General features: G+C 62.4%; 25 protein-coding genes. 16 read left to right on the forward strand and 9 right to left on the reverse strand.

What is annotated here, in order from left to right:
- Positions 1 to 250: 250 nt before the first annotated feature.
- On the forward strand, positions 251 to 622 hold the full coding sequence (locus MesoLj_RS07925; protein WP_202325646.1) for a hypothetical protein: 372 nt from the start codon (positions 251 to 253) through the stop codon (positions 620 to 622).
- A gap of 155 nt (positions 623 to 777) precedes the next feature.
- Here MesoLj_RS07925 and MesoLj_RS07930 read toward each other — a convergent pair whose 3' ends face one another.
- Entirely contained in the window at positions 778 to 993 is a 216-nt protein-coding gene (locus tag MesoLj_RS07930) for a hypothetical protein (RefSeq protein WP_202325647.1), read from the reverse strand.
- A gap of 281 nt (positions 994 to 1274) precedes the next feature.
- Between MesoLj_RS07930 and MesoLj_RS07935 the strand changes: the two genes are divergently transcribed.
- From MesoLj_RS07935 to phoB, 9 genes are all read left to right on the forward strand, one after another.
- Positions 1275 to 2228, forward strand: a complete 954-nt coding sequence (locus MesoLj_RS07935; RefSeq protein WP_244735317.1) for a DUF2865 domain-containing protein — start codon at positions 1275 to 1277, stop codon at positions 2226 to 2228.
- 122 nt (positions 2229 to 2350) lie between these two features.
- The gene (locus tag MesoLj_RS07940; RefSeq protein WP_140772723.1) at positions 2351 to 2587 is read left to right on the forward strand and encodes a hypothetical protein; all 237 of its coding nucleotides are present in this window, start codon (positions 2351 to 2353) and stop codon (positions 2585 to 2587) included.
- Positions 2588 to 3159: 572 nt separating this feature from the next.
- Positions 3160 to 7323, forward strand: coding sequence for a PAS domain-containing protein (locus MesoLj_RS07945; RefSeq protein WP_202325648.1), 4164 nt, complete (start codon positions 3160 to 3162; stop codon positions 7321 to 7323).
- A 532-nt stretch (positions 7324 to 7855) separates the two neighbouring features.
- Entirely contained in the window at positions 7856 to 8911 is a 1056-nt protein-coding gene (gene pstS / locus MesoLj_RS07950) for a phosphate ABC transporter substrate-binding protein PstS (RefSeq protein WP_202325649.1), read from the forward strand.
- A 67-nt stretch (positions 8912 to 8978) separates the two neighbouring features.
- Complete coding sequence (gene pstC / locus MesoLj_RS07955) at positions 8979 to 9962, forward strand: phosphate ABC transporter permease subunit PstC (protein ID WP_140772715.1); 984 nt, start codon at positions 8979 to 8981, stop codon at positions 9960 to 9962.
- A 3-nt stretch (positions 9963 to 9965) separates the two neighbouring features.
- Positions 9966 to 10817 (forward strand): phosphate ABC transporter permease PstA, encoded by an 852-nt coding sequence (pstA, locus tag MesoLj_RS07960; protein ID WP_202325650.1) that lies wholly within the window; start codon positions 9966 to 9968, stop codon positions 10815 to 10817.
- The gene (pstB, locus tag MesoLj_RS07965; RefSeq protein WP_056575782.1) at positions 10814 to 11617 is read left to right on the forward strand and encodes a phosphate ABC transporter ATP-binding protein PstB; all 804 of its coding nucleotides are present in this window, start codon (positions 10814 to 10816) and stop codon (positions 11615 to 11617) included. Before pstA ends, pstB begins: the two co-directional genes overlap by 4 nt.
- A gap of 25 nt (positions 11618 to 11642) precedes the next feature.
- Positions 11643 to 12350, forward strand: a complete 708-nt coding sequence (gene phoU, locus MesoLj_RS07970) for a phosphate signaling complex protein PhoU (protein ID WP_140772711.1) — start codon at positions 11643 to 11645, stop codon at positions 12348 to 12350.
- A gap of 122 nt (positions 12351 to 12472) precedes the next feature.
- On the forward strand, positions 12473 to 13162 hold the full coding sequence (gene phoB, locus MesoLj_RS07975; RefSeq protein WP_010911896.1) for a phosphate regulon transcriptional regulator PhoB: 690 nt from the start codon (positions 12473 to 12475) through the stop codon (positions 13160 to 13162).
- Between the two features lie 338 nt (positions 13163 to 13500).
- Here the strand turns inward: phoB and MesoLj_RS07980 are convergent, their stop codons facing one another.
- The gene (locus MesoLj_RS07980) at positions 13501 to 14745 is read right to left on the reverse strand and encodes an ROK family transcriptional regulator (RefSeq protein ID WP_140772709.1); all 1245 of its coding nucleotides are present in this window, start codon (positions 14743 to 14745) and stop codon (positions 13501 to 13503) included.
- Between the two features lie 271 nt (positions 14746 to 15016).
- On the opposite strand from MesoLj_RS07980, the gene xylF reads away from it, so the two are divergent.
- The 4 genes from xylF (at position 15017) to MesoLj_RS08000 (ending at position 20261) form a co-directional block, all read left to right on the forward strand.
- Entirely contained in the window at positions 15017 to 16057 is a 1041-nt protein-coding gene (xylF, locus tag MesoLj_RS07985) for a D-xylose ABC transporter substrate-binding protein (protein ID WP_140772707.1), read from the forward strand.
- 243 nt (positions 16058 to 16300) lie between these two features.
- Positions 16301 to 17653, forward strand: coding sequence for a sugar ABC transporter permease (locus tag MesoLj_RS07990; RefSeq protein ID WP_056576524.1), 1353 nt, complete (start codon positions 16301 to 16303; stop codon positions 17651 to 17653).
- 13 nt (positions 17654 to 17666) lie between these two features.
- Positions 17667 to 18470 (forward strand): ATP-binding cassette domain-containing protein, encoded by an 804-nt coding sequence (locus tag MesoLj_RS07995; RefSeq protein WP_202325651.1) that lies wholly within the window; start codon positions 17667 to 17669, stop codon positions 18468 to 18470.
- A gap of 150 nt (positions 18471 to 18620) precedes the next feature.
- Positions 18621 to 20261, forward strand: a complete 1641-nt coding sequence (locus tag MesoLj_RS08000) for a CHASE domain-containing protein (protein WP_140772703.1) — start codon at positions 18621 to 18623, stop codon at positions 20259 to 20261.
- A 102-nt stretch (positions 20262 to 20363) separates the two neighbouring features.
- Here the strand turns inward: MesoLj_RS08000 and MesoLj_RS08005 are convergent, their stop codons facing one another.
- The 6 genes from MesoLj_RS08005 to MesoLj_RS08030 all read right to left on the reverse strand — a co-directional run bounded on the left by MesoLj_RS08005 (position 20364) and on the right by MesoLj_RS08030 (position 23946).
- A complete protein-coding gene (locus tag MesoLj_RS08005) occupies positions 20364 to 20609 on the reverse strand; it encodes a YMGG-like glycine zipper-containing protein (protein ID WP_140772701.1) in 246 nt (81 codons plus the stop codon).
- Positions 20610 to 20718: 109 nt separating this feature from the next.
- Positions 20719 to 21045: a hypothetical protein gene (locus tag MesoLj_RS08010; RefSeq protein WP_140772700.1), complete on the reverse strand. Its 327-nt coding sequence runs from the start codon at positions 21043 to 21045 to the stop codon at positions 20719 to 20721.
- Between the two features lie 195 nt (positions 21046 to 21240).
- Complete coding sequence (locus tag MesoLj_RS08015; protein WP_202325652.1) at positions 21241 to 21417, reverse strand: hypothetical protein; 177 nt, start codon at positions 21415 to 21417, stop codon at positions 21241 to 21243.
- 136 nt (positions 21418 to 21553) lie between these two features.
- Complete coding sequence (locus tag MesoLj_RS08020) at positions 21554 to 22588, reverse strand: sensor histidine kinase (protein ID WP_202325653.1); 1035 nt, start codon at positions 22586 to 22588, stop codon at positions 21554 to 21556.
- Between the two features lie 191 nt (positions 22589 to 22779).
- A complete protein-coding gene (locus MesoLj_RS08025; RefSeq protein WP_027031438.1) occupies positions 22780 to 22944 on the reverse strand; it encodes a DUF1328 domain-containing protein in 165 nt (54 codons plus the stop codon).
- A gap of 207 nt (positions 22945 to 23151) precedes the next feature.
- Positions 23152 to 23946 carry a response regulator gene (locus MesoLj_RS08030; RefSeq protein WP_064990804.1) on the reverse strand — a complete coding sequence of 265 codons (795 nt, stop codon included), beginning with the start codon at positions 23944 to 23946 and terminating at the stop codon, positions 23152 to 23154.
- A 222-nt stretch (positions 23947 to 24168) separates the two neighbouring features.
- Between MesoLj_RS08030 and MesoLj_RS08035 the strand changes: the two genes are divergently transcribed.
- Complete coding sequence (locus MesoLj_RS08035; RefSeq protein WP_056575812.1) at positions 24169 to 24372, forward strand: NepR family anti-sigma factor; 204 nt, start codon at positions 24169 to 24171, stop codon at positions 24370 to 24372.
- 3 nt (positions 24373 to 24375) lie between these two features.
- The gene (locus tag MesoLj_RS08040) at positions 24376 to 24927 is read left to right on the forward strand and encodes an RNA polymerase sigma factor (RefSeq protein ID WP_010911883.1); all 552 of its coding nucleotides are present in this window, start codon (positions 24376 to 24378) and stop codon (positions 24925 to 24927) included.
- A gap of 42 nt (positions 24928 to 24969) precedes the next feature.
- On the opposite strand, the gene MesoLj_RS08045 is transcribed toward MesoLj_RS08040, so the two are convergent.
- Entirely contained in the window at positions 24970 to 25350 is a 381-nt protein-coding gene (locus MesoLj_RS08045) for a response regulator (RefSeq protein WP_172352833.1), read from the reverse strand.
- Positions 25351 to 25463: the final 113 nt, after the last annotated feature.

Below are 25463 nucleotides of genomic sequence, written 5' to 3' on the forward strand. Positions count from 1 at the left end.
TGTCTACTGTCAGGAATTCGCCGCGCGACCACGGATGTACTGGCGCAATATCGGTGAAAGGAAAGGTCGGCTCCGTGCCGGCCTTTTTGCTTTTCCGAGCCCCATGCCGGGACATAGCGAGACGGTGATCCGGCAAACCCGGAGCATCAACTTTTCGCGTCGGGATATTGTCATCGTCGACGTTGGCTCTAACATCCCTTTCAGCGAATCCGGCCTGGAATGCCGGCCTGGAGTGAGATGAGGGTTTGCGATGAAATGCGTGGCGGCAATGCTGATGATCGCCGGTGGAATGCTTGCCGGGACGCTTCTCCCATCGCGGGCCGCAACGCTCAACACGATGGATGATGTCGGGGCCGCGATCCAAGCGTGCTGGACGCCGCCGGCGGACGCAGGGAATTCGATCGTCACCCTGAGCTTCAGCTTCAAGCGCGACGGCTCGCTGATCGGTCCGCCACGGCCGACCGCCGCGAAGGTCTCCGGCGATGACAAGGCGCGCAAGGCATTCATCGACGCGGCCATTGCCGCCGTCAAGAATTGCACGCCCCTGACCTTATCACCGGCCTTGGCGCAGGGCATTGCCGGCAACGTCTTCACGTTGCAACTGACTTCCCCGAAGCAATAGCAGTTACCGCCGGCTTCTCAGTAGGAAGAAGCGGTAGCAAGAAATGGCGGCATGTGGATTCGCAACCTCGTCAGTGGGCGAGGGAATGCTTTCAAACAGCAGATGACGGTCAGGGCTTTCAGACCCCGCCAGACCGGTTTTTCAAAATCAACGGCTCAATGGCTCAGGCGCCGTACCTCGGCATGCCGGGCCAGGTCCGGTGTTTCGAACACATAGTCGCTCCAAGCCGATTCCGGAATTTGTCCAGCCAGATAGCATTCCAGCAACAGATTTTGCTCGGGATTGAGCGGTCGTGGGGCGCGCTCTTGGTCCAGCCCGAGGGAATGAAAAAGGTTCCTTGTCAGTTCCGATACCGTGAAGTGGATCGACATCTGCGTTCTCCTTTGCCCATCAACGCCGCAGTCAGGCAAAGGTTTCAGCGCCATGCACCGGTAACGCCGGATTGATCGTTCGCCAGAGACCATGGCCCGTCAACGTCGACAGCCGCCGGTCTGGCCGCATTTGTTTTCCGGTTCGTCTCAATCTTGAAATAAAAATGTAATACCGAATTTACAGGGGCCCTTCTACTACACTAGATAAAAGTCTGTTTAGATCGGAAAGTCTTAAGTATTAGGTATAGCTCATTTAGGCGAAGATTACCCAAGTAGAAATAATGCCTTCCCACGCCGTCAGCAACAGGGACAGTGTCGTCGCGATGATCCGTTTCCGGCTTCTCATGATGGTGGCGCTGGTGACGGTGGTCGCCCTTGCACTCGGCACGACGTCTTCCCATGCGGATAGTTGCAGCGCGATCAAAGGCCAGTTGCTTTCCGGCGGCCGCGGCGGGGGTGTGAGCCCCGAACTGGCGCAACTGCGCCGCCAGCTTGCGGCAATCCAGGGCCTGGAGAGGCAGCGCAGGTGTACGGCGCAAAGTACCACCGGCGGCTTCTTCAACGCTTGCGCCGACCTTGCCAGAAACCGGACGGAGGTGCAGCGCCAGATGGCGGCCGCGTCCAGTTCCAGCCGGGACATTTCAGGCCTGCAAGCACGCTTCGCGGCGCTGGGCTGCACCGGGGCAAAGGAACAGCGTTCGGCACCGAAGACCCAATCCGCAGCGGGTGGAGCAACGTATGTCGGCAATACGATGCTGTTTTGCGTGCGCCTGTCGGACGGATATTTCTTCCCGGCGCCAAAGTCGCAATTCGCCGGCAGCGGCGATCTCAAGGAAACGGCCGATCAGTGCCGTTATATCTGCGATGATCCGGCCGTCGATCTGTACACGTTGAGCGATGCCAGTCTGGAGACCGAAAAGATGGTCGCGCTTGATACGCGCAAATCCTACACCGAACTGCCGTCGGCTTTCCGCTACCGGGACGATGCAAATTTCAAGGCCTGCGACGTCAAACGTTATTATCAGCGTGTTGCCGAACTCAGGGCAAGGACTGTGACGCCGACAAACATGTCCAATGCCATCATTCCCCTGCCTCAGCCGAAGCCGGACCTCGGCGGTGTCGCGGCAATCCCGCAATCCGGCACCGAAGCCCCGGGTGTTGCCCAACTGCAGTCGATCGAGGCCGGCAAGCGGACGGTGCGCGTGGTCGGCCCGGCCTTTTTCCCGGCGGAATAAACCACTTCTTTCTTCCCATCCCGCGGATACAGCTTGCAGCGAGCCGCCAGCGCGGCAGCAAGGCCAGCTGGAACAGAGGGGCGCTCACGGCGTTGTGATCGACATCAGCCAGGAGAAACGCCATGGCCACGTTCCGGGAAATGCGGGTGCAGGAAATCGTCGAGGACGAATCCCTGTCCACCGAACAGAAGATCGCCGAGTTGCGTGAGATCGAATCCGAGGCACGTGGGCTGCAACGGGCGGCATCGGAGAGCTCGATGGGTGATAATGACGGTTGGCAGGACGATTTGCGCCAGGTTCGGTTCGCGCTCGACAAGCTGGGCGCAAAGGAGCCGAAGAAGGGCGCGGCATCACTATAGGGCCTGTCCGCGACTTCGGGTTGTGCTTCCAGGGATCAGTCGCAGACCATGCGAACTCGCTGGCCGGGTGCGCTAACGTTCCTGCACGCCAGTTGTTTTTCCGGCTCAGAGGACGCGGGAGACAGCGGTGAAAGCCTCGTCTGGTGTCGTCTCTGGACGGCAGGTTTCGAAATCCTGCGTTCGGAAAATTGTGCGGGCGGCTGCGGCGGCACCGGAAAGGCGCCATTGTCGACCTGCGGCGCGTAATCGACATTCGGGGGCGGCCGTTCCCAGAAGCGCCTGGCGTCGAGCGGCCGCGGGATGACGACCGTGCCGTCATAGCTGCGCGAACAGCCACTGCCGAAAAGCAGTGTCACGCCCAGCAAGAAAGGCCCTATCCGTCCGTACATTAGCAACACCCCTGCATAGGCTTATAACGCGGCCGGGGCGCGCCCGACAACCGGGCGGAATAACGCAGGCGCAGCGTGCCGGTCGTGCCGTTAAGGTTAGCGGATCGTTAATGCTTCTCGGGCACATTCCGCCGACGAACCGCGGAGGGAGGGTTCGACCTTGATCTTCGGGGTGGGGACAGCATGGCGGAAGCGGACGAAGCAATCGGTGCGCGCGGCAAGCGTGGGTCCGGCAAGGCGGTGCATCACGGTGACGCGCCAGCGTGCGCGGACATGGATTCGGCCGACGCGCTTCGCCAATTGGTCGAGGCAGGCTCGGACTGGATCTGGGAGACCGACGCCGAACTGCGATTCTCCTGGCTTTCACCCACTTATCAGGCGGCCACCGGTATCGACCCGGCTGATGTGCTCGGCCGGTTCCGCTTCGATTTCCTGAACCAGGTCCTGAAAGGCAAGCGCAGCGCGGCTGCGCATCTGGAGGATCTGGAGGCGCACCGGCCTTTCCGCGACTTCGTCTATGAACTGAAGGGAGGCCGCGCCGGCTGTCGCTGGGTGCTGACTTCAGGATTCCCACGGTTCGACAGCGAAGGGAAATTTGCCGGCTATCGCGGCATAGGCCGCAATGTCACCGCACTGGCCAGCGCGTTCGAAGACATCGCGTTCGACGACATGGAGCCAAGGCAGGAACCGCCAGTCGGCGGCGACACGGCCGGGCATCTTGCCGATCTCGAGCGGACGATGGACGCCATGCGCATGGGGATCGTGCTTCTCGACGCGAAGCTCGACACGCTGATCATCAACAAGGCCTATCGTGACATCTCCAAGATGTCGGAAGGCGATGTGGCCGTCGGCGCACCCTTCAGCCTGCTGATGGAGATCAACCGGCGCAACGGCATTTATGGCGATATCGCCCAGCCGGAATGGGAGCGCTATCTCGCCAGCCGGCTGGATGAAATCCGTGCCGGCAGCGTCTCGGCACGCCAGTTCCGCCATGCCGACGGCAAGACGATGCTGTTTTCCATCACCGCCTTGTCGGGCGGCAAGCGACTGCTGACCTATTACGACATCACCGAGCTGAAGCTGCGCGACGCCGAGCTCGCCGATGCGCTGGAAAAGGCGCGGCTCGCGGAGGCGGTGATCAACGCCGTCGAGGATCCGATTTTCGTCAAGGACGATCATCTCCGGTTCGTCTTCGTCAATGAGGCGTTCGCGAACCTGTTCGGCCAGACACCGCAAGCCATGCTTGGCAGACCCGGAGGCGATTTCCTCGGGCCGACCCAGGTCGCGCTCTTCGAACGCAGCGAACGGGAAGTCCTGTCGACGGGACAAATTTATGAAGTCGAAGAGAATTTCGACGATGACGGCGCCGCTCGTTCGCGCATTGTCAGGAAAAACCGCGTCCGTATGCCAAGCGGCCGCGACTATGTCGCCGGCTTCCTCTTCGACATTTCCGATATGAAACGGCGCGAGACCGAGGCGCAGGATGCGCGCAAGCATCTCGCCAGCGTGCTGGAATCGCTGCCGGCCGGCGTGATCATCTACGATCGCGACGACAAGTTCGTCTTCGCCAACCACAAGCTGCAGGATACGCTGCCGGCGCTGAAGCCCTTCTGGCAGCCCGGCCGGAGCTTCCGCGAGGCGCTGGAATTCGGCCATTCCGTCGGCTATTTCCGCTCGAGCGGCGACAGCGGGATCGACGGGCTTTACGAATCCGAACCCGAACGCTGGCTCGACAGCATATTGGCGCGCTACCGGCTGCCGAATTCTTCCTACGAGCGCCTCAATGCCGATGGACGCTGGTATCAGGTCTACGACATGCGCACCGATGACGGCACGTTCATCGGCGTGCGCGTCGACATCACCGATATCAAGAGCCGCGAAGCGGCCCTGCGCGATTCCATGCGCCAGATCGACCTGTTCCGGCACGTCATGGATGAGTTGCCGGTGGCCGCCTTCATCAAGGCGCAGGACCTGAGCATCGAATTCGTCAACAAGGCCTGGTGCGCGATCACGGGCCTCGCCAAGGAAGACGTCATCGGTCGGACCGACCGCCAGCTGTTCGGCGCCGCGGAAGCGGAAGGCTACAGCCATGACGACAGCGATGTCGTGGCGACCGGCGCCGTGCGTGAGGTCGAGGAACCCGTCACCCATCGCGACGGCACGGTGCGGCAATTGATGACGCGCAAGAGCCGCCTGGTGGCGACGGACGGATCGGTGCATCTGGTCGGCTCCAGCACCGACATCACCGACGTCAAGGCGCGCGAGCGGGCTCTGGAAGAGAGCATGCGCGAGAACGAGGTGTTCCGCAGCCTGATCGACAATGTGCCGGTGTCGATCTACGCCAAGCGCTCCGACCTCAGGCAGTTCTATGTCAACAAGGGCTGGTGCGACCTCACCGGCTTCAGCAAGCAAGAGGCGATCGGCAAGACCGATGTCGAGATCTTCGGCCCGGATGGCGAGGCCTTCGTCGCCGGCGATCTGGCCGTGCTGCGCACTGGCGAAACCCAGGAGATCGAAGAGAGCGTGACGCTCCCCGATGGCAGCGTGCGCCACCAGTTCGCGCGCAAGGGCGCGATGATCGCGTCGGACGGTTCGCTCTACCTGATCGGATCGACCACCGACATCACGGAGCTGAAGATGCGCGAGGCGGAGCTCAGCGAGGCGCGCCAGCGCGCCGTGCTCGCCGACCGCGCCAAGTCGGAATTCCTCGCCAATATGAGCCATGAAATCCGCACGCCGATGAACGGTGTGCTGGGCATGGCGGAACTCTTGGCCAAGTCCAATCTCGATCCGAAGCAGAAGACGTTCACCGACATCATCGTCAAGTCCGGCAACGCGCTCCTGACCATCATCAACGACATCCTGGATTTCTCCAAGATCGATGCCGGCCAGATGGTGCTCGATCCGGCGCCCTTCAACCTTGCCGAGGCGATCGAGGATGTGGCGACGCTGGTGTCGACGCGTGCCAAGGAAAAGGACCTCGAGCTTATCGTGCGCGTCGAGCCAAGGCTCGAAAACCTGTTCATCGGCGACGTCGGCCGCATCAGGCAAATCGTCACCAACCTGCTCGGCAACGCGGTCAAATTCACCGATGAAGGCCATGTGCTGGTCGACGTGACCGGCGAGAGGGTCCCGACCGGAACCAGGCTGACGATCTCGGTCACCGACACCGGGATCGGCATCCCCGAGGAAAAACTGAAGCTGGTGTTCGAAAAATTCAGCCAGGTCGACACCTCTTCGACACGGCGGCACGAGGGCACCGGGCTTGGCCTTGCCATCACCTCGCGGCTGGTCGACCTGATGGGCGGCGAGATCGGTGTCGAGAGCGCCGAGGGCAAGGGCTCGACCTTCTGGTTCACCGTGACGCTGCCCAGGGCCGGACAGCAGAACGGCCAGCGCATCATGCCGGTGGACGTGACGGGCGCACGGGTGCTGATCGTTGACGACAATGCCGTCAATCGGGCCATCCTGACCGAGCAGATGACCTCGTGGACGTTCGATTCCTGCGCGGCCGAAAGCGGCGCCGAAGGCCTCAAGGTGCTGATCGCGGCCGCCGCCTACGGCGTGCCCGTGGACTGCGTCGTGCTCGACTACCAGATGCCTGAGATGAGCGGCGCCGAAATGGCGCGCATCGTGCGCAACACCGAAGGTCTCGCCGACACGCCCATCATCATGCTGACCTCGGTCGACCAGTCGCTCGCCAACACCAGCTACCGTGATCTCGGCATCGACGCCCAGCTGATCAAGCCGGCGCGTTCCTCGGTGCTCCTGGAGACGCTGGTCGCGACCATACAGCGCCATCGCCACGCCACGGATGTCCACGCCGCCCAGCCGCTCGCGGGCGAGGGGCCTGGCGCTTCTCCGCCGCTGGCATTGTCCGAACAACGCGCGCAATTGCAGCCGCCACCGGTTCGCCCCAGGCTGCCTGCCACCGGCGATGGCGGACACAGGCTGGACATCCTCGTGGCCGAGGACAATGAGGTGAACCAGATGGTCTTCACCCAGATCCTTGGCGAAACCGGCTATGGTTTCGAGATCGTCGGCAATGGCCGCAAGGCGCTCGACGCCTTCGGCAAGCTCAATCCGTGCATGATCCTGATGGATGTCTCGATGCCGGAGATGAGCGGGCTCGAGGCGACCGCCGCGATCCGCCGGCTGGAGCAGGAAACCGGCACGCATGTGCCGATCGTCGGCGTCACCGCGCATGCGCTAAAAGGCGATCGCGAGCGGTGCCTGGAGGCGGGCATGGACGACTATCTGCCCAAGCCGATCAGCCCCAGGGCCCTGCTGGAGAAGGTCGAGCGCTGGATCGGCGCCGGCCGCCAGGTCCAGCGCAACGCGGGATAGCATCGCATTGCCTGGTTCCAGGGATGTGAGAGGCAAGCCAAGGGAATCAATCGCGGATTTGCCGCTGCGCCCGCATGCAATGACTATGGTGCGATCGCACCATATCAAAGGCGGCGCCCAGCCGAGACAATGGCAAAATCGAATTCCGCCCTTGCAGTTACGGGCGGGAGCAGCGACCGCCGGCAAAGAAGCAGCGTCAACCTACCCCAACGGACCTGTTTTTGGCGATGGCCCGGCCACGACACGCTCTGGCCTTGAGCAACGCGCTCCCGTCCGGATTTTCTTCCCCTGAGAAAGCCCCGTCGAATCCGGCGGCGGCTCCGGCTGGCGGATGGGCCAAGTCACTGATTCCGAGAGCAAACTCGGATCTGACCGCGACCGCTCGATGCCACCGCCTTTGCCAGGGCCTGTGACGCGTTACCGGGCTGACACGAAACTGTCATGCGACTGTTATAATCGAAGGCTATTGGCCTCAGCGGGCGCCGGTTAGGAATGGCGCCGAGAGACCATCTTCCGAACAGGAGCAGGCCACATGAGACATTTCATCCGCTCGGCGGCCGTTGCGATTGCAATGGCTACGGCGTCTACCTTCACCCTTTCCGCAGCAATGGCAGCTGACCTTTCCGGCGCCGGCTCGACATTCATCTACCCGGTGTTCGCCAAGTGGGCCGACACCTACAAGAAGGACACCGGCATCGGCCTCAACTACCAGTCGATCGGTTCGGGCGGCGGCATCAAGCAGGTCATCGCCAAGACCGTGACCTTCGGCGCCACCGACAAGCCGATGTCCGACGCCGACCTGGAAAAGAACGGCCTCGTGCAGTTCCCGATGGTGATGGGCGGCATCGTTCCGATCGTCAACCTCACCGGCGTCAAGCCGGGCGAGCTCGTCCTCGACGGCAAGACGCTGGCCCAGATCTATCTCGGCGCCATCACTACCTGGGACGACGCCGCCATCAAGGCGCTGAATCCCACCCTCACCCTGCCGTCGACCGCGATCGCCGTCGTGCATCGTTCGGACGGTTCGGGCACCACCTTCAACTTCACCGACTATCTGGTGAAGCTCTCGCCCGATTGGAAGGACAAGGTTGGTTCGGACACCGCCGTCGAATGGCCGACGGGCGTCGGCGCCAAGGGCAGCGAAGGCGTTGCCAACACCGTCAAGCAGACCGACGGCGGCATCGGCTACGTCGAATACGCCTATGCCAAGCAGAACAACCTTTCCTACTCCAAGCTGGTGAACGCTGCCGGCAAGGTCGTTGAGCCGTCGCTCGAATCCTTCGGCGCCGCCGCTTCGAATGCCGACTTCAAGACTGCCAAGAACTTCAACGTCATCATCACCAACGAGCCCGGCGACACCACCTGGCCGATCGCCGCCTCCACCTGGGTCCTGATCCACAAGGCTCCGGACGATGCCGCGACCACCGGCGAAGCCCTGAAGTTCTTTGCCTGGGCCTACAAGGACGGCAAGGAAACCGCCAAGGCGCTCGACTATGTCTCGATCCCCGACAGCGTCGTCGACCTGATCAAGGCGTCGTGGAAGGCCGACATCCAGGCCGGCGGCAAGCCCGTCTACGCCGGCGAGTAAGATCTTCCTAAGGAGCGCCGCGACCGTGGCGCTCCTTTTCCCTCAACCTGAAAGAGCCGAGCTTGACATGAGCGCTGTCCAGGAAGCCTTGCCAGCCGTCAGAGGTTCCCGCGATGCCACCGTTCGACGGTTCGCGCTGACCGACTCAATCTTCCACGCGACAACCCGCGCCGCCGCGATATTGGTGCTGGTGCTGCTTGGCGGCGTCGCGATCTCGCTATTTGCCGGTTCCTGGCAAGCCCTGTCGACTTTCGGCTTTTCCTTCCTGACCAGCGAAAGCTGGAACCCGGTGACGGAGAAGTTCGGTGCGCTGGCCCCGATCTACGGCACCATCATCACCTCGGCAATCGCCATCCTGATTGCCGTGCCGCTCGGCATCGGCATCGCCATCTTCCTCACCGAGCTTTGCCCGCGCCCGCTTCGGCGCCCGATCGGCATGGCGGTGGAATTGCTGGCCGGTATCCCTTCGATCATCTATGGTATCTGGGGCCTGTTCGTGCTGGCACCGTTCCTGCAGACGACCGTACAGCCTTTCATCATCAGCGTGTTCCACGGTATTCCGGGCCTCAACAGCCTGTTCGCTGGCCCCCCTTACGGCATCGGCCTGCTCACCTCGGCGATGATCCTGGCCATCATGATCCTGCCTTTCATCACCTCGATCACCAAGGACGTGTTCGACACGGTGCCATCTGTGCTGAAGGAATCGGCCTACGGGATCGGCTGCACGACCTGGGAGGTGACGCGCCGGGTCGTCATTCCCTACACGCGCATCGGCATCATGGGCGGCGTCATGCTGGCTCTCGGCCGCGCGCTTGGTGAAACAATGGCGGTGACCTTCGTCATCGGCAACGCCCACCGCATCTCGACGTCGCTGTTCGCACCGGCAACCACCATCTCCGCGACCATCGCCAACGAATTCACCGAAGCCGTCGGCGATCTCTACACCTCGTCGCTGGTCGCGCTCGGCCTGATCCTGTTCGTTATCACCTTCCTGATCCTTGCCATCGCACGCTACATGCTGATGCGCATCGATGCCCGCACGGGAGCCTGACCGATGTCGACAGCCACATCGCTTCACCAAAGCCGCAAGCGCAAGAATGGCGTGATGATGACGCTGTGCGTCGTCGCCGCCGGCATCGGCCTCGCCTGGCTGGCGCTGATCCTTGGCGCACTGCTCTACAAGGGCCTGTCGGGGGTCTCGCTGTCGGTCTTCACGGAAATGACTCCGCCGCCCGGTGACGCCGGCGGCCTGCTCAACGCCATCTACGGCAGCATCGTGATGACCATCATCGGCATCATCGTCGGTACGCCGATCGGCGTTCTGGCAGGCACCTACATGGCTGAATACGGCCGCTTCTCGAAGCTCACCACCGTGGTGCGCTTCATCAACGACATCCTTCTGTCGGCGCCATCGATCATCATTGGCCTGTTCGTCTATGAGCTGATGGTGCGGCCGATGGGGCATTTCTCGGCGATCGCCGGTGCCGTCGCGCTGGCCATCCTGGTCATCCCGGTGGTCGTGCGCACCACCGAGGACATGCTCAATCTGGTGCCGAACGCGTTGCGCGAAGCCGGCACCGCGATCGGCGCGCCGCGCTGGGTGGTCATCCGTTCGGTTGCCTATCGCGCGGCGCTTTCCGGCATCGTCACCGGCATATTGCTGGCCATCGCCCGCATCTCCGGCGAGACCGCACCCCTTCTTTTCACGGCGCTGAACAACCAGTTCTGGTCCAGCAATCTCAACGCGCCGATGGCCAGCCTGCCAGTCACCATCTTCCAGTTCGCTCTCAGTCCCTACGAGGAATGGCAGCAGCTGGCCTGGACCGGCGCACTCATAATCACATTGACGGTTCTCGCGCTCAGCATCTTTGCGCGCAGCCTGACCGGACGCAGAGAGGACAAATGAGCCAGATGTTGTCTCCAGACATGACGATCGCCGCCGAGGCGGCGGCCAAGGCCAAGATCGAGGTCAAGAACCTCAACTTCTACTACGGCCAATCGAAGGCGCTGAAGGATATCACGCTGTCGCTGCCCGAGCGCAGCGTCACCGCCTTCATCGGCCCTTCCGGTTGCGGAAAGTCGACGCTGCTGCGCGTCTTCAACCGCATCTACGAGCTCTACCCCAAGCAGACCGCGGAGGGCCAGGTGCTGCTCGACGGCCAGAACGTTCTCGACCGCTCGCAGGACCTCAACCTTTTGCGCACCAAAATCGGCATGGTGTTCCAGAAGCCGACGCCGTTCCCGATGTCGATCTACGAGAACATCGCCTTCGGCGTCAGGCTCTATGAGAAGATCAGCAAGGCCGAGATGGACGGTCGTGTCGAGCAGGCGCTGAAGCGCGCCGCTTTGTGGACCGAGGTCAAGGACAAGCTCAATGCCAGCGGCCTCAGCCTGTCGGGCGGCCAGCAGCAGCGGCTGTGCATCGCCCGCACGGTGGCGGTGAAGCCGGAGGTCATCCTGCTCGACGAGCCGGCCTCCGCGCTTGATCCGCTGTCGACCGCCAAGATCGAGGAACTGATCGACGAGCTGCAGGCCGACTACACGATCGTCATCGTCACCCACAACATGCAGCAGGCGGCGCGCGTCTCGAAGCAGACCGCCTTCATGTATCTTGGCGAACTGGTCGAATTCGACCGCACCGAGAAGATCTTCACGTCGCCTCGCGAGAAGCGCACGCAAGACTACATCACCGGCCGCTTCGGCTGATCGCACGCATACGAGGACCAGGATCATGGCCGAACATACAGTCGCAGCCTTCGACGAGGATCTCGGACAGATCAGCAGGCTGATCAGCGACATGGGCGATCTCGCCGGTTCGATGGTCGGCGGCGCCACCAAGGCGCTGCTGAATTCCGACAACGCGCTGGCACAGCGCGTAGTCTCCGACGACGCCATCATGGATGCGCGCCAGCGCGAACTCGACGATCGCGCCATCACGCTGATCGCCAAGCGCCAGCCGATGGCCGACGATCTGCGCCATGTCGTCGGGTCGATCCGCATGGCCGGCGACCTCGAACGCATTGGCGACCTTGCCAAGAACATCGCCAAGCGCGTCGGCACCGTCGGTCTCAACGCAACGCCGCGCGACCTGTCGCATTCCATCGACGCCATGGCGCAGCTGGTGCTGATCCAGGTGCAGGGCGTGATCGAGGAGTATGCGGCGCGCGACGCCGCCGCGCTTGCGAAGCTGCGCGCCGACGACGAACGCATCGACGTCAAGTACACCTCGGTGTTCCGCGAACTGCTGACCTACATGATGGAGGATCCGCGCAACATCACCGCTTGCACGCATCTGTTGTTCTGCGCCAAGAATCTCGAACGCATCGGCGACCATGTGACCAACATCGCCGAGAACGCGTACTATGTCCTGACCGGCACGCAACTGCCCGCCAACCGCCCCAAACAGGACGAGACGGCGATGTCGGCGCCGGCGGCTTGAGCGTTGGAGCGGTTCAGCGTTTCGCGGAAACGCCGAACCGCTCTATCTCTTTGTTTCACGCAATTCAGGATGGAAAACCGCTACATATTTTTTCCTGGGATTGCTTTAGAGGTGACCAGTCAATGATCGCACCACGCATCATGGTGGTGGAGGACGAGGAGCCGCTCGGCGTGCTCCTCCGCTACAATCTGGAATCGGAAGGTTATCAGGTCGAGGTGGTAACCCGCGGCGATGAAGCCGAAATCCGGCTGCAGGAGAACGTGCCCGATCTCCTGGTGCTCGACTGGATGGTACCGGCGGTGTCCGGCATCGAACTCTGTCGCCGGCTAAGAATGCGGCCCGAGACCGAACGGCTGCCGATCATCATGCTTACCGCGCGGGGTGAAGAAAGCGACCGCGTGCGCGGCCTTTCGACCGGTGCCGACGACTATCTGGTCAAGCCGTTCTCGACGCCGGAATTCATGGCCCGCGTCAAGGCGCTGCTGCGCCGCGCCAAGCCGGAAGTGCTGTCCAGCGTGCTCAAGGTCGGCGACATCGTGCTCGACCGTGAATCGCACCGGGTCTACCGCAAGAAGAGCGAGATCCGGCTCGGGCCGACCGAATTCCGCCTTCTGGAATTCATGATGCGCCATCCCGGCCGCGTCTTCTCGCGCAGCCAACTGCTCGACAATGTCTGGGGTGAGACGATCTATATCGACGAGCGCACCGTGGACGTGCATGTCGGCCGCCTGCGCAAGGCGGTCAACAATGGCCGCATGCCCGACGTCATCCGCACCATCCGTGGGGCAGGCTACGCGATCAGGGAAGATTAGAGCCTTGAGGCGGAAGCGTTGATCGGTTGAATGTGTCCACTCCCGGGTCACACGCATTGACAATTGGCTGAGACGCTCATGGCTTCGTATCCTTGGGCGAGCAAAGGAGCGCAGCGACGCGGCGCGGACCCCTGGAGCTGCTCTGCAGCCCAAGGATCCATGCCGCGACCTCAAAGCGTTGCCACGGCGCAAATCCTGCTCCGCTGCACTGCGTGGCATAGGTCACGGAATGGATCCCAGGGTCTCCGCGACGGAGCTTCGCTCCTGCTCCGCCCACGGATGACGACGGCCAATCTCCAAGTAAGCGAGGGTCTACGGCATCAACGACGAATGCCAGCTCAGGCAACGCTCTTCCCGGCACTGCCTCTTGCCTGCACGCCCGGCGCGAAGATCTCCTGATCGACGAAGGTCAGTGCGCGCATGGCGCAGCCCTCGCGGATCAGGGGCAACTCGTTCGGTTCGGTGTCGAACGAAATCGATTTCGAGTGCTGGCCGCCGGCGGTCTGGGCGATCGCCTCGCGCAATGCCGGCTCGATCAGGTCGAAGGCGGCGGCGCTGACGCCGACCATGGCCACGGGGGCGGGATCGATCAGCGCGAACAGGCTGCCGAGGCCATAACCCAGTGCTTCGCCGGCCTTGCGATAGGCTTCGCGCTCGGGCCCGGCCCGTTCCCGTGCCGTCGTCGCCAATGCCCGCATCTGCGCGTCGCTGACGTCGGCGACCGGTTCGGTGTCCTCGCCAAGCTGCCTGGCATTGCGCCAGATGGCGTAGTTGCCGGCATAGGCCTCGACGCAGCCGCGCCGCCCGCAGCGGCAGAGCGCGCCGCCTGGCCGATGGATCATGTGGCCGAACTCGCCGCCCGACGAATGGGTGCCGGTGAACAGCTCGCCCTTCAGCACCAGGCCCATGCCGATGCCGTGCGACAAAAGGATGGCGATGAAGTCGTCGCGGTAGCGTTCGGGGTCGCGCCAGCGCAGCGCCACCGCCATCATGTTGCAGTCGTTCTCCATGGTGGCCGGGATGCCGAACTCGGCTTCCAGTATGTCGGCGAAGGCGATGTCGGTCTGCGGCGTGATCGGCGACCACAGCATGGCCCTGGCCTCGGTGTCGGTGATCCCCTGGATCGCCAGTGCGATGCGGGCGACGCTGCGCACGTCGATATCGGGATCCTCGAGGCGGCGCCGTACAATGGCGACGCATTCACCGATCAGCGCCTCGCGCGACATGGTCAGCGTGTCCAGCCGGCGCTGTTCCTCCGATATCACCTGGCCGGCATAGTCGATGACGGCGACGGACAGGAAATTCAGCGACAGCACCACAGTCATGATGGCCGCGGCCTCCGGGTTGAGGCCGAGGCCGACCTGTGGCCTGCCGCGTTTGAGCGCACCGGCCTCGCTCGGCTTGCCCTCGACCAGGATGCCTTCGCCGATCAGGTCCGAAGAGATCGCCGATATGGTCGAATGGCTGAGGCCGGTGGTCGCGGCGATCTCGGTGCGCGACGGTTGGCCGGCCCGGCGCACGGCCGCAATCACCATGGCGCGGTTGCGCCGGCGCAGATCGTCGTGGCGGATTCCGACCGACATACTTTCCCACATCCTCCCCGTCGCCGCGGTTCTTACTGCCCCTCGAACACTGCCGGCGACTGGGGCAAATACTGGCAGAAGCGGCTGGTGCTGTCATTTATTTATTGCGAGGCTCGAAAAAAAGTCCACCACACCTCAAGATCCATCAGAATCGATGTTGACAGCGTTCCGACGATGGATCAGTATTTTTTTTGAGGCTCGAAAAAATAGAGCCTCTGTGCCGGCCTTCGGGTCAGTTTGGTCGCGCCATACGCGGCGCAGGGAGGATATCATGAAGAGATTCACGGCCGCCATCCTGGCGGGTGTCGCCATGTCGCTGACGCTTGCGTCGGTCGCGCAGGCGAAGGACAAGGTCATCGGTGTTTCGTGGTCGAACTTCCAGGAAGAGCGCTGGAAGACCGACGAGGCCGCCATGAAGAAGGCGATCGAGGCCGCCGGCGACAAGTACATTTCCGCCGATGCGCAGTCCAATCCCGGCAAGCAGCTTACCGATGTCGAGAGCCTGATCTCGCAGGGCGCCAACTCGCTGATCATCCTGGCGCAGGATGCCTCGGCGATCGGCCCGGCGGTGCAGAAGGCACTGGACGAAGGCATTCCGGTCGTCGGCTATGACCGCCTGATCGAGAACAAGGACGTCTTCTACCTGACCTTCGACAACAAGGAAGTCGGCCGCTTGCAGGCCGGCGCAGTGTTCAAGGTCAAGCCGGAAGGCAACTATGTCTTCATCAAGGGCTCGGGTGCCGATCCGAACGCCGATTTCCTGTTCTCGGGCTCGATGGAAGTGCTCAAGGCGGCCATCGACAGCGGCAAGATCAAGAATGTCGGCGAGGCCTATACGGACGGCTGGCTCCCCGCCAACGCCCAGAAGAACATGGAACAGTTCCTGACCGCCAACGACAACAAGGTCGATGCCGTGGTCGCCGCCAATGACGGCACCGCAGGCGGTGTCGTCGCGGCGCTGACGGCGCAAGGCCTTGCCGGTACCGTGCCGGTGTCGGGCCAGGACGGCGATCATGCCGCGCTGAACCGCATCGCGCTCGGCACCCAGACCGTGTCGGTGTGGAAGGATGCGCGCGAGCTCGGCAAGAATGCCGCCGAGATCGCCTCGCAGCTGGCTGACGGCAAGAAGATGACCGACATCGCCGGCGTGAAGGACTTCACGACGCCTGGCGGCAACACCGTCAAGTCGCTGTTCCTGACCCCTGTCGCCATCACCAAGGACAATCTCAATCTCGTCATCGATGCCGGCTGGATCAAGAAGGACGAAGTCTGCGCGGGCGTCGCCGCCGGCAGCGTCGCGGCCTGCAACTAAAACGGCGCAGCACAGTTCGACAATGACGCCGCGGCGCAGAGCGGTTCAGTGTCTTCTAGATACGCTGAACCGCTCTGGTCTTTGTTTCCGCAATTCCGGACGGAAAACCGCTACGCACCTTTCCTGGAATTGCTCTCAAGCCCCGGCGTTTTCTCAAAAAGATTTGTGTTTCCGCCTCAGGCGGATAGCTTCTAGGCTGCGTTCCGGCATCCGTGCCGGATGGCCGGCCGGTGGGAGGAAATCATGACCGACACGACGTCCAACCCGCAGGTCGACACCGCGCGCGCGTCGGAGCTTGGCGCGGTCGCCCGGTTCCTGAAGGCAACCGAGATAGACACCCGCATGCTCGGCATGATCGGTGCCCTGTTGCTGATCTGGGTCGGGCTGCACGTGATTTCGAGTCTGCGTCTGGGCGTCAATCCGCTCGATTTCGACAGCCGCACCTTTCTCACTCCGCGCAATCTGTGGAACCTGTCGGTGCAGACCTCCGCTGTCGCCATTATGGCCTGCGGCATGGTGCTGGTCATCGTCATGCGCAATATCGACCTGTCCGTCGGCTCCGCCGAGGGCCTGATCGGCATGGTCATGGGCTTTGCCCAAGTGCATTTCCTGGTCCGGTTCGTCGGGCTTGAACTCGGCAATCCGTGGATCTGGGTTCTGGCGCTGGTGATCGGGCTGGCGCTCGGGCTGCTGATCGGCGCTTTCCAGGGTTTCATCATCGCCTATCTCGAAGTGCCGGCCTTCATCGTCACGCTGGGCGGCCTGCTGGTCTGGCGCGGTGCCGCCTGGTGGGTCACGTCAGGCCAGACCGTGGCACCGCTCGATGCCACGTTCCAGCTGATGGGCGGCGGCCCGGCCGGATCGATCGGCGCCACCTGGAGTTGGATCGTCGGTATCGTCGCCTGCCTCGCCGTCGTGTTTGCACTGTTCAACGGGCGGGTGCAGCGCAAGCGCTTCCGCTTCCCGTTGCGCCCGGTCTGGGCCGAAACGCTGCTTGGCACAGTCACCTGCGCCGTCATCATGGGCGCGGTGTGGCTGGCCAATTCCTATCCCTGGCCCATCGGCATCGTGAACAGATACGCCGCCGCCAACAACATCACCGTACCCGAGGGTGGCCTGTTCATCGCCCACGGCATTGCCATCCCGGTGCTGATGGCGATCGCCGTCGGGCTGATCATGACCTTCATCACCAACCGCACCCGTTTCGGCCGCTATGTCTTCGCCATCGGCGGCAACCCGGAGGCCGCCAACCTGGCCGGCATCAACACACGCTGGATCACCATGAAGGTGTTCATGATCATGGGCGTGCTGGCCACGATCGCCGCCGCGATCTCGTCTGCCCGGCAGAACTCGTCGACCAACGTGCTTGGCACATTGGACGAGTTGCTTGTCATCGCCGCCGCCGTCATCGGCGGCACATCGCTGGCCGGCGGCTCGGGAACGATCATCGGCGCCATGCTCGGAGCGTTGCTGATGCAGTCGCTGCAGTCCGGCATGGTGCTGCTCGGCGTCGACTCGCCGCTGCAGAGCATCGTCGTCGGCGCCGTTCTGGTCATCGCCGTCTGGCTCGACACCGTCTACCGCAAGCGGGTTTAGGGGGAGAAAGACCATGGCTGAAAAAACCGCTCCCGCCGCCGGCACGCCGCTGGTCGACATGCGCAACATCTCGATCGCCTTTGGCGGTATCCGGGCCGTCGACGACGCCTCGATCGATCTTTTCCCGGGCGAGGTCGTGGCGCTCCTCGGCCACAACGGCGCCGGCAAGTCGACGCTGATCAAGATCCTGTCGGGCGCCTATAAGCGCGACGCCGGACAGATCTTCGTCAATGGCGAGGAGGCTTCGATCTCCAACCCGCGCGACGCCAAGAGATACGGCATCGAGACGATCTACCAGACGCTCGCCTTGGCCGACAATGTCGACGCCGCCGCCAATCTTTTCCTTGGCCGCGAACTGATGACCGCCTGGGGCACGCTCGACGATGTCGCCATGGAGGCCGAGGCGCGCAAGGTGATGGGGCGGCTCAATCCCCGCTTCCAGCGCTTCAAGGAACCGGTGATCAAACTGTCGGGCGGACAGCGGCAATCAGTGGCGATCGCACGCGCGATCCTGTTCAACGCCCGTATCCTGATCATGGACGAACCGACGGCGGCTCTGGGTCCGCAAGAGACGGCTCAGGTCGGTGAACTGGTCAGGCAGCTCAAGTCCGACGGCATCGGCATCTTCCTGATCAGCCACGACATCCATGATGTGTTCGAGCTGGCCGACCGGGTCTGCGTGATGAAGAACGGACAGGTCGTCGGCACCGCGCGCACCACCGACGTCACACAAGACGAGGTGCTCGGCATGATCATCCTGGGCAAGTGTCCCCCTGGCGCCATTCCTGGACCAGGTGCGCTGAAGATTGCCGCCTGAGGGCTTTCGGCGGGGTGGCATGGCTCTCCCGCACGTTCCCGTTGCCGCTCACGTGATGTGCCAGTGATCGCGATGGGTTGGCCTTGCCATTGTGTTGGCCCGGCGACTTGCCCATAAAGGTCCGGTATTGCTCATGGACCGCATCATCCGTTGAAGAAACTTTTTCCGATTGTCGCGTTCATCGCCGTTGCGCTGATCAGCATGACCATGGCGGGGTTCGCCTATTTCGCGACGCAGGAAGCCGCCCGCATCAAGTTCGAGGCGGCGGCCGATGACGCACTCAACCGGATCGAGAGCCGTATCGATCTGCATTTGTCCCTGCTGCGGTCGACGCAGGCCCTGTTCGATGCCCGCAATGGCGACATCTCCCAGAGCGAGTTCAAGGCGTTCTTCAACGCGCTGGATGTCGACACCAATTTCGCCGGCCTGCGCGGCATCGGCTTCCTCGGGCTGGTCAAGACGGGCGATGAGGCGGCGGTCGAACGCGACATCCTGCATGATTTTGGCGCCAGCCATCCAGTCTATCCGGAGACGACGCAGCCCTGGCGCGCGCCCATCATGCTCTTCGAGCCGATGGATCCGTCCAACCAGGCCAGCATCGGCTACGATATGTTCAGCGAACCAGTGCGGCGCGCGGCGATCGAGAAGGCGATGGCCGATGACCAGCAGCACGCAAGCGGGCTGCTGCAACTGGGCCAAGGCACCGGCGCCACGCAGACTTTCACCGGCTTCCTGGTCTTCGTCCGGCTTAACGTCGAAACAGCACCTGAGGTCATCAACGCATCGCGATCCTCGACCGCGGGCTTTCTCTACGCGGCCTTCCGCGCCCGCGACCTGTTCCAGATCGCGCTCAGCCGTGCGCCGCTATTGCCGGTCAACACGGAAATCTATGACGGCGCGGTGAACAGCGACGACCTCCTGTTCCAGTCGGAGACGCCGCCGGCTTCGTCCTTTGGCGATCGGCTGCTGGTCACCCGCAAGATCACGGTGGCCGGCCGGCCGTGGACGGTATTGTTCAGGCCGACCAGCGCCTTCTCGCAGCCATCGTCGCGCGCCATCCCGGTGATGCTGGGGCTGTTCGGCCTGCTGGCGGCAGGCGCCATCGCGCTGGTGGCGCGCTATCAGGAGCGTGCCTATGAGGCGGCATCGCGCTTGCACGAGACGACCGAGAAGAGCCTGCTCGAAAAAGACCTGATGCTGCAGGAGATGAAGCATCGCATCAAGAATTCGATCACCAGGGTGCTGGCGATCGCGCGGCAGACAGCTTCGCGAGCGACCGACGTCAACGAGTTTTCAGCGTCCTTCTCGGCCAGGCTGCAGGCTATGGCCGCTTCCCAGGACATGCTGACGCGCTCGCGCTGGCAGAAGGCCGATCTGGCCGATCTCCTGCGCATCGAACTTGGCCAGGTGTTCGGCAAGGACCTGCCGGAGGGGTTGTTGACGGGTCCCGAGGTGCTGCTCGACGAAACCACGACGCAGGCGCTTGGCCTCACCTTCCATGAACTGGCGACCAATGCGCTGAAATATGGCGAAGCCGGCAATTCCGCCAATGCGCAACGAAGTGACTGGGCGCTCAAAGTGGACTGGTCGCTGGAAGGGCGGGGGCGCGAGCGGACGCTGGCGCTGAACTGGCGAGAGGCCGGGAAGAAAAAGGTCGAGGCGCCCGCCGAGACCGGATTCGGTACCAAGCTGATCGACCTCAACGTCACGCGCGAGTTGCGCGGCACGATCAAGCGCGATTTTCAGGCCGATGGTTTGAAGGTGGAAATAAGAATTCCGCTCGCGGGCTGACGGCCAAATGGCCGCGCCGATAGCGATGGAATGTGTCCATACGTGTAAAATCCGGAGGCTGGCGTGGCCGGCCTCCGGATCGAAGTTTCGACTATCGCCGAATTAGTTGCAGCGGGCCGTGTAAATCCGGCCGTGACGGTCGCGATACTGGCAATAGCCGTTGCGCAGGTTGCGAACCAGCAAGCCCGATCCGGCACCGACAGCCGCACCGATCAGCGCACCCTTGCCGCCGCCGACCAGGCCGCCAATGCCAGCACCAATCAAGGTGCCGCCAGCCACGTCCTTCTCGGTCGAGGTGCAGCCGCTGAGAGCGGCAACCGCAACCACCGCAATAATCATCTTCCGCATTGAGTCACTCCTCACTTTGTGTCCACACTTTGGTTGGCTCCAGCAGCCATTTAGCTTAGTTGGGTCCAGCAGCCATTTAGCACGAAATGACGGCCTTTGCTGCTCGAATTTATTGTTGGCTAAGATAGTCTTTTTCTGGGCGCGCCGCCGCCGATGCCATCACCACATTGGAAATCGCCAATGATGCATTGAGGCTGCCATCGGGGCGCACATTCCAGACTATTTGATCGTAGTCATCCTCAAGTGCGGGATCGACCGCGAGGCATTTGGCGACGACATGCTGCGCCTGCCCTTGCACGTCGCCCATCGCGAATGGCCGTTCAGCGGTGCATTCATCGGCGGTCGCGAAAACACTGACGGGCACCTGCAATTCTCGGCAATCGGCCATCGAGTTCGAACAGCCGATGACCAGCAACAACGCGGCTATGTGTTCCATGACGAGATGTCCTCTCGCCGCAACAACGGCGCACATCGTCAAAAAGTTCCTGTCAGGTCACGAAGACGCGCAAATAATGACGGTGCGAGGAACTGGGTTTCCGCACGAGAGGCTGCCACCAACAAACCGGCCTGGGACCGGGGCAAGGTAGTGACATCCAGCCGAGAGCGCAGGGGAGGGCGAGCAGGACTTCGGTCAGGTCAACTGGAACAGAGCGGCCAGGAGTATTATAGCGGCCAGCGCCAGGCCGACCCCTTTGATCAAGCCGTGACGTACATGAGGGAGTGTTTCCGCGGCGGCTTCGGCATCCAGAAATTCGCCCATCGAAATACGGGCGGCCTGTTCCAATCTGTTGATGTCGGCAACCGTCAAGACATTCCTCCTCTACCGTCTGAAGTCCTGCTGCCAACAATGTCCGAAGGCTGGACAGGTTCCGGCGGTGTCTGGGTAAAAAACCATCCGCTTTTATGGTGAACGGCTGGTTAAGATCGTTGCTGCCGCAAGCCGCTCACTGGGCCTCGAAATTGCTGTGTGGGACGACGAGGCGGTATTCGAGGCGGCCATCCACGATGTCGAGGGTCGCGGTTCCGCCCAGGGATGTCGGCACCACCCGCTCCAGCGCGACGCTGCCGAAGCGCTTCTCCGTCCTCCGACCGCCATTGGCTCCGACGGCTTCGGCCCATGTCAGCGAGAGTGTAACCTCACCGGTCGCGGCGGTGTTGAGATCGGCGGTTACTTCGACGAACCCATCCGGCCGGGACAGGGCGCCGTAGCTGACCGAGTTGACGGCGAGCTCATGCATCGCCAGGCCGATATGAAGCGCGGCGTTGGGATTGAGGTAGGGATTGGCGCCCCGGAAGCGAAGGCTGTGCGGTGTGTTCGTCCCATAGCGGCCAACCTGGCTCGTCACCAGTTCATGAAGCGCCGCACCGCGCCAGTTCGAGGACGTAACCAGATCCTGGGAGGAGGCCAGGGACTGCAGCCGGCCGCGAAAGCGCGTCAGGAAGTCGCCGATGCCATCTGAATAGCGGCCGGTCTGGCTCGCGATGCTCTGGATGATCGCCAGGAGATTCTTCGAGCGATGGCTGACCTCGCGCAGCAGCGTTGTCAGTGTCTGTTCGCGCCGCTTCTGCTCGGTCGTCTCGACCATGGTGGTGACGACACCTTGCACGTCACCGGCGTCGCCCCGGTCGGCATCGACCCAAATCTGAAACCAGCGGACGCCATTCTCGACTGGAACACTGATTTCAAGGCGCTCCGGATTGCCGGTCGCAACCACATCGCGCTTGGCGGCGCTGATCCGGTCGGCCTGCGCCATCGGCAGGATGCCGTTGCCGTCGGAATTGTCCGAGGCCCAAGGCGCGCGCATGTTGCGCGCCCATACGGTCTTCATGTCGCGATCCTGATAGAGGACGGAAATGCCTGCATTGTGCAGTGCGTGGAGAAGGGCTCGGCCAAGCTGCATGCCACTTTCAGCCGGATGCAAGGCGATGACTTCATCGCTCCGTGCGCCTTCCGTTTTATCTGCAGTCCTGGAGCGCATCGGTCTATCTGTCCACCCAACTCAGGCTGAACGGCTCACTGTCGAATGGGTTCCAAAATGAAATGTCCCGAGAGCCTGCCCCTCTAAAGCGGTCCGCCGGACGGTGTCCCCTGAAGGGATACCGCCCGGCGGTGGCTGGAAACCGTTTGAGGGGTGCGGCTTCCAGTGTTCGCTCGAAGAAGTGTTCGCCCTCAGGCCCGTTTGAACAGGCCGGCCAGGAGCGAAATGACCAGGAAGGCGAGAAAGATGAAGAACAAGATCTGCGCTATACCGGCGGACGTGCCGGCGATGCCGCCGAAACCAAGCGCGCCGGCAATGATTGCCACGACGAGAAATACGAGCGCCCAGTAAAGCATGGTTCATCTCCTTCCGAATGGTGCAGGGAAAACGTGGGTGGATGCGGTTTGTTCCACCATTTGCCGAAAAAGACGATGCTTGCAAACCGTTAGAGGCGGAACCGACAGCGAAATTCAGGAATGACGGTCTCGGCTGCCAAAAGGCCGCCCGACGCATCGCGTCGAACGGCCTTTGATTTCTTGATACTCGTGCCGGAAACAGCGAACCTATGCGGCGGCCTTTGCCTGGCGGTCAAAGAACAGCGCCTGGCTGATCAGCGCCTTGACCATGTCGGGATTGAACGGCTTGGTCACCAGGAAGGCCGGTTCGGGGCGCTCGCCGGTCAAGAGCCGCTCGGGGAAGGCGGTGATGAAGATGACCGGCACCGAGGTTGACGACAGGATCTCGTTGACCGCCTCGATGCCCGAACTGCCGTCGGCGAGCTGGATGTCGGCCAGCACCATCTTCGGCCGTGTCTTGCCGAACATCGTCACTGCTTCGGCATGCGTGCGCGCCGTTCCAACCACACGATGACCGAGGCTCTCGACCATCTCCTCTATGTCCATGGCAATCAGCGGTTCGTCCTCGATGATGAGCACGTCGGTCGCCACCTGGCGGGAAATTTCATTGCTTGCCTGGGCAAGCAGTTCGGAGAATTGCTGGTCGCCGACGTCGAGAATCTCGGCCGCCTCGTCCTCGCTGAAGCCTTCGACCGCAACCAGCAGGAAAGCCTGGCGGGGCAGCGGCGCGATCGCATTGAGATTGGCGGCGGCGCGCTGCTCCCACGCCGATTGCGCCTGTTCCTGCGGTACGCGGATGGCGACGGAGGTGAACAGCTTGGCGAAAACCTTGTACAGAGCGATGCGGTCGCTCGATGCCTCAGGGAAGATGTCGACGTCGGCGATGATGGCTTCAAGCATCGCAGCGACCAGCGCGTCGCCGCTCTCTTGCGATCCCGAGACAGCGCGCGAGAAGCGGCGCAGGAATGGCAGATGCGGTGCGATGGTGGCGGATAAACTCATGGTAAAACGTCTCCCTCAGAATGACGTGATTGCCTGGATTGCAGGTCAAGCTGATTGCAAGCCCCGCTAATACAACGCGGGTTTTCCGAAAAAGTTCCGGCCGATATGGAACGAAAAGGCGGGAACGGCGTTTGGTGTCGGGATGGGCAACCAGACGAGGGTGCCGCTTGCCTTGTATTGAGTTGAGTATGAGCGGCCTAGCGCTGGGAATATAAGGGCGAAATGAAGGACATGACGAAAGATATTCTGGCTGGCGCCGAGGGCAGGCGCCGGAACGGTGTAGGTGACCCTCTGGGGCCGAACTCCGAGATCGGACGCAAACTCAAACAATATTACGACGAGCTGGTCTCCGACGATGTGCCGGATCGCTTTGCCCAGTTGCTCAGCCAGCTGGAACAGACCGAACCCGCACAGAAGAAGGACTGAGGCATGGCAGCGGTCTCCCAAGGCTTCAAGACCGATCTGCTTGGGGCAATCCCGAGCTTGCGGGCCTTTGCCGTGTCGCTGACGCAGAATGCCGACAAGGCCGACGACCTCGTCCAGGAAACGCTGGTCAAGGCCTGGGACAAGCATGAGAGCTTCCAGCCCGGCACCAATCTCAAGGCATGGCTTTTCACGATCCTGCGCAATGAATTCTATTCGCAGATGCGCAAACGCGGCCGCGAGGTTCAGGACAGCGACGGCATCATGACAGCGAGGCTCGCGGTGCATCCCGCCCAGCACGGCCAACTCGACCTCAAGGATTTTCGTGGCGCTCTCGAGCAATTGCCGGAAGACCAGCGCGAGGCCATCATTCTCATCGGCGCATCGGGCTTCTCCTATGAGGAGGCCGCCGAAATCTGCGGTTGCGCGGTCGGAACGATCAAGAGCCGCGTCAGCAGGGCCCGCACGCGCCTGCAGGAGATCCTGAAGATTTCCGGCGAGGACGAATATGGTCCCGATGCGATCTCGGCTCAGGTCACGGGGACCGCGGCGCATTGACGTAAGGTTCAGAGAGCGAATTCGGACGCAGCTGTATCGATCTTACCCCGCGGAGCCGCGTCCGTAGGCCCGAGCCACCGCTTCGACGAGATCCTCGCCTGAATAGGGTTTGGTGACCAGCCTCACCCCCGGAAAGGACGCCTTGATCTCGTCCGCATCCGAATAGCCGGAGGCAAACACGAAAGGGACGCCTGTTTCCCGCAAGCCGGCGGCGAATTCGAGCGTCGATGTGCCGCCCAGCATCAGATCGACAATGGCCGCGTCAAACTGCATCGCGACCTTTCCGCCGTCGACCTCGGCCAGGTCTCGGGCTATCACCACTTCCCGCGCACCGTGGTCGCGGCAAAGCTGCTCGACATCCATGGCGATGAGGAATTCGTCCTCCAGGACAAGAATCCGCAATCCGTCAAGCAATGTGGGCATCACAGGTGAAGGCTCCTTGAAACGCCGGGAGTCATGATCGCAATTGGGTGTGTTGTCATTTAAAAAAGACATGCCCTCAACCTGGAACTCCGATCCCGGCAAAACGTTTAAGG

This window comes from Mesorhizobium sp. 113-3-9 (genome assembly GCF_016756515.1).
GTDB lineage: Bacteria > Pseudomonadota > Alphaproteobacteria > Rhizobiales > Rhizobiaceae > Mesorhizobium.

What these genes read in the sequence shown, in the direction of transcription:
- MesoLj_RS07925 (WP_202325646.1), top strand. Translation starts at nt 251, where the DNA reads ATGAAATGCGTGGCGGCAATGCTGATGATCGCCGGTGGAATGCTTGCC.
- MesoLj_RS07930 (WP_202325647.1), bottom strand. Translation starts at nt 993, where the DNA reads ATGTCGATCCACTTCACGGTATCGGAACTGACAAGGAACCTTTTTCAT.
- MesoLj_RS07935 (WP_244735317.1), top strand. Translation starts at nt 1,275, where the DNA reads ATGCCTTCCCACGCCGTCAGCAACAGGGACAGTGTCGTCGCGATGATC.
- MesoLj_RS07940 (WP_140772723.1), top strand. Translation starts at nt 2,351, where the DNA reads ATGGCCACGTTCCGGGAAATGCGGGTGCAGGAAATCGTCGAGGACGAA.
- MesoLj_RS07945 (WP_202325648.1), top strand. Translation starts at nt 3,160, where the DNA reads ATGGCGGAAGCGGACGAAGCAATCGGTGCGCGCGGCAAGCGTGGGTCC.
- pstS (WP_202325649.1), top strand. Translation starts at nt 7,856, where the DNA reads ATGAGACATTTCATCCGCTCGGCGGCCGTTGCGATTGCAATGGCTACG.
- pstC (WP_140772715.1), top strand. Translation starts at nt 8,979, where the DNA reads ATGAGCGCTGTCCAGGAAGCCTTGCCAGCCGTCAGAGGTTCCCGCGAT.
- pstA (WP_202325650.1), top strand. Translation starts at nt 9,966, where the DNA reads ATGTCGACAGCCACATCGCTTCACCAAAGCCGCAAGCGCAAGAATGGC.
- pstB (WP_056575782.1), top strand. Translation starts at nt 10,814, where the DNA reads ATGAGCCAGATGTTGTCTCCAGACATGACGATCGCCGCCGAGGCGGCG.
- phoU (WP_140772711.1), top strand. Translation starts at nt 11,643, where the DNA reads ATGGCCGAACATACAGTCGCAGCCTTCGACGAGGATCTCGGACAGATC.
- phoB (WP_010911896.1), top strand. Translation starts at nt 12,473, where the DNA reads ATGATCGCACCACGCATCATGGTGGTGGAGGACGAGGAGCCGCTCGGC.
- MesoLj_RS07980 (WP_140772709.1), bottom strand. Translation starts at nt 14,745, where the DNA reads ATGTCGGTCGGAATCCGCCACGACGATCTGCGCCGGCGCAACCGCGCC.
- xylF (WP_140772707.1), top strand. Translation starts at nt 15,017, where the DNA reads ATGAAGAGATTCACGGCCGCCATCCTGGCGGGTGTCGCCATGTCGCTG.
- MesoLj_RS07990 (WP_056576524.1), top strand. Translation starts at nt 16,301, where the DNA reads ATGACCGACACGACGTCCAACCCGCAGGTCGACACCGCGCGCGCGTCG.
- MesoLj_RS07995 (WP_202325651.1), top strand. Translation starts at nt 17,667, where the DNA reads ATGGCTGAAAAAACCGCTCCCGCCGCCGGCACGCCGCTGGTCGACATG.
- MesoLj_RS08005 (WP_140772701.1), bottom strand. Translation starts at nt 20,609, where the DNA reads ATGCGGAAGATGATTATTGCGGTGGTTGCGGTTGCCGCTCTCAGCGGC.
- MesoLj_RS08010 (WP_140772700.1), bottom strand. Translation starts at nt 21,045, where the DNA reads ATGGAACACATAGCCGCGTTGTTGCTGGTCATCGGCTGTTCGAACTCG.
- MesoLj_RS08020 (WP_202325653.1), bottom strand. Translation starts at nt 22,588, where the DNA reads ATGCGCTCCAGGACTGCAGATAAAACGGAAGGCGCACGGAGCGATGAA.
- MesoLj_RS08025 (WP_027031438.1), bottom strand. Translation starts at nt 22,944, where the DNA reads ATGCTTTACTGGGCGCTCGTATTTCTCGTCGTGGCAATCATTGCCGGC.
- MesoLj_RS08030 (WP_064990804.1), bottom strand. Translation starts at nt 23,946, where the DNA reads ATGAGTTTATCCGCCACCATCGCACCGCATCTGCCATTCCTGCGCCGC.
- MesoLj_RS08035 (WP_056575812.1), top strand. Translation starts at nt 24,169, where the DNA reads ATGAAGGACATGACGAAAGATATTCTGGCTGGCGCCGAGGGCAGGCGC.
- MesoLj_RS08040 (WP_010911883.1), top strand. Translation starts at nt 24,376, where the DNA reads ATGGCAGCGGTCTCCCAAGGCTTCAAGACCGATCTGCTTGGGGCAATC.
- MesoLj_RS08045 (WP_172352833.1), bottom strand. Translation starts at nt 25,350, where the DNA reads ATGCCCACATTGCTTGACGGATTGCGGATTCTTGTCCTGGAGGACGAA.